Here is a 2,768-nt window from a genome sequence, read left to right on the forward strand (position 1 = left end):
TATACATAAATAATTTATATATGTATGGGAATGAGGTTCTCCCACGGATTTTCCGAAACCGCTTTTGCTGATGACTTCTGTTTTATACAGGGGCATTGGCTTTTTTTATGTCATTTTTTAATTTATTGAGGTGGATTTATGAAAAAGAAATTTGTTGATTTTAAGGTGCTTGCCGTTTCACTCGGCTGTGCTGTGGTAATGGGTGAGATTTCGTTTATATTTTTATATATGCTCGGCTTATCGTCTGTATTCCGCAGTTACTTTCCGTATTGCATATGGTTTTTACCGCTTTCGGGTATGCTGACTGCATTTGTATATAAAAGATACGGCGGTGAGTCATCTAAGGGCAACAACCTTATAATTCAAAGTGCGAATGAAGGCGTTAAAGTACCCAAAAGGCTTGCGATTCTCACATTTTTCTTTACCCTGCTCACTCACTTTTCAGGCGGCTCTGCCGGCAGAGAAGGAACTGCTGTGCAGATTGGCGGTACGCTTACAAGTAATGTTGCCGATAAATTTGGCTTTAAGGGCGAGGACAGAAAAATAATTATTCTCAGCGGAATAAGCTCGGCTTTCGGCTCGGTATTCGGTACTCCGCTTGCCGGTGCGTTCTTCGGTATGGAGGTTTGCTGTATCGGCAGGCTTTCTGTAAATGCCCTTATTCCCTGCTTTTTATCGTCTTACCTTGCAAATGCTGTGGCTCTTCTTCTCGGTGCCGAGCACAATGTGAATAGTATATCAATCGTTCCCGACATCAGCTTGAAATTTATATTAGTATTCATTTCAGCATCAATTATTTTTGGCTTACTTGGCAAGCTTTTTGCACTTGCGGTCAAGTATTTAAAAATATTATATGCAAAAATTTTTAAAAACACCATTCTTTCTGCCTTGGTTGGCTCAATAATTGTAACTTTGCTCGTTGTACTGCTCAATCTCAACGATTATGAGGGATTAAGCACATGGCAACAGACAACCGCCTTTGAGGGCAACGCTAACTGGTATGATATGCCTGTAAAATTTATTCTGACAACACTTACTCTCGGAGCAGGATTTCAGGGTGGCGAGGTTACTCCGCTGTTTGACATTGGTGCGTCATTCGGCGGTTGGTATGGAAATATATGTGGAATTGAGCCGAGTTTTCTTGCTGCAATCGGTCTTATCTGCGTATTTGGCTCAGCGGCTAACACACCAATCACTACTATTATGCTTGGCATTGAGCTTTTCGGCGTTAAGGCAACGCCTTACTTTGTGCTTGCAAGCATTATAAGCTTTATTGCATCAGGCAAGGCAGGAATTTACTCTGCACAAGAGCGAAAGCTAAGTAAAAGTCTGTTTGGCAAAAAGGCTGATTTTTCTGAATAAATATGGTACAATACTAAAAGAAATAATCGGAGGTGCTGTATGAAAATTTTGGTTGTATTTACGGGAGGCACTATTGGCAGCTGCTACAACAACGGAGTAATTTCTCCCAACTCAAGCACTCGCTACAAGCTTATTGAAATGTATAAGAAAAACTGTGATGAAACTGAATTTGACGCTATTTCGCCCTATACTGTACTCAGCGAAAAATTAAACGGTGAATACTTCAACGCTCTTTATAATGCTATTAAAGAAAATATAAATAACTATGACGGAATCATTGTCACACATGGAACAGATACTTTGCAATACACCTCTGCTATGCTTTCATATATGTTTGGCTTGTGCGATACTCCTATTGTAATTGTATCGGCAAATTATCCGCTTGAGAACGAAAAATCAAACGGACTTGATAACTTTTCTGCCGCCATTGATTTCATTAAATACGGCAAAAGCAAGGGCGTATTTGCCGCATATAAAAATTGCGGTGAGTATGCAAAAATTCATCGTGGCTCAAGATTACAAAAGCACCTTGCCTATTGTGACAAAGTGGAAAGCATTGGCAATCTTTACTATGGTGAAATCATTTATAATATGTATGTAAAAAATAATCACTACACTGAAAAGCAAGATGAAATTAAATTTGAAAATATACCTATTTTCAATGCAACCTCACCTGTACTTAAAATTACTCCGTATGTGGGTATGGTATACCCTAAGCTTGATAACAGCATAAAGGCTGTACTGCTTGAAAGCTATCATTCGGGAACTATAAATACCGCAAACAAGGATTTAGAAGGCTTATGCCATACTGCAAATCAGCTTGACATACCTGTATTTTTAACAGGCAGTGAGGCTGGATTTTTCTATGAAAGCAAGGAGCTTTACTCAAAGCTTGGTATTCAAGTTCTGCCTCCTGTTGCTCCGATTTCCGCATATATCAAATTATGGCTGTTATGTGAGAATGATACAAAGGATATTTTTAAAAGCTTTTCAAAGTCTGTTGGCGGAGATATTTTTATATCAGAGCAGAAATTCTAATATAATTTAAGTAAAATTTTCGACCATTGCAAACGCAAAATTTACTTTTACAACAAAGCATTTATAAAAAAGGTTCTTTTTTGATAGTTTAGGTAAATTGCTGTTTAGCTACGGTCGGGAAATTTTCTTGAATTAGCCCAGACTTTATACTCGAAAATAAAAATTTGGTCAACCTTTTTAAAGGTTGTGGGTGTGGGCAAAGCCCACAAAGCTTTTAACAAAAGCAAAGTCCGATAGCCAAACAGCCTGCTGTTTGGCGGCTTGAACACAACAGCGAAAGCTTTATAATTGCGACAGCAACACAAAAAGCCATTTTTCTTTATTATTTTTTAATGAAGTATTTCTTTTTTAAGGCTGTCGCCTGTTTT

General features: G+C 38.2%; 2 protein-coding genes and 1 riboswitch. Both genes read left to right on the plus strand.

What is annotated here, in order from left to right:
• The first annotated feature begins 17 nt into the window (after positions 1–17).
• Positions 18–87, plus strand: a riboswitch (Fluoride riboswitch).
• Between the two features lie 51 nt (positions 88–138).
• Positions 139–1,362: a chloride channel protein gene (locus ACJMMI_RS08315; protein ID WP_405354895.1), complete on the plus strand. Its 1,224-nt coding sequence runs from the start codon at positions 139–141 to the stop codon at positions 1,360–1,362.
• 39 nt (positions 1,363–1,401) lie between these two features.
• Positions 1,402–2,400 carry an asparaginase domain-containing protein gene (locus tag ACJMMI_RS08320; protein WP_405354897.1) on the plus strand — a complete coding sequence of 333 codons (999 nt, stop codon included), beginning with the start codon at positions 1,402–1,404 and terminating at the stop codon, positions 2,398–2,400.
• The last annotated feature ends 368 nt before the right edge of the window (positions 2,401–2,768 follow it).

Source organism: Ruminococcus sp., assembly GCF_045129435.1.
GTDB lineage: Bacteria > Bacillota > Clostridia > Oscillospirales > Acutalibacteraceae > Ruminococcoides.

Bases quoted from the DNA above. Each gene is read 5' to 3' on its own strand.
- ACJMMI_RS08315 (WP_405354895.1), top strand. From the start codon at position 139: ATGAAAAAGAAATTTGTTGATTTTAAGGTGCTTGCCGTTTCACTCGGC.
- ACJMMI_RS08320 (WP_405354897.1), top strand. From the start codon at position 1,402: ATGAAAATTTTGGTTGTATTTACGGGAGGCACTATTGGCAGCTGCTAC.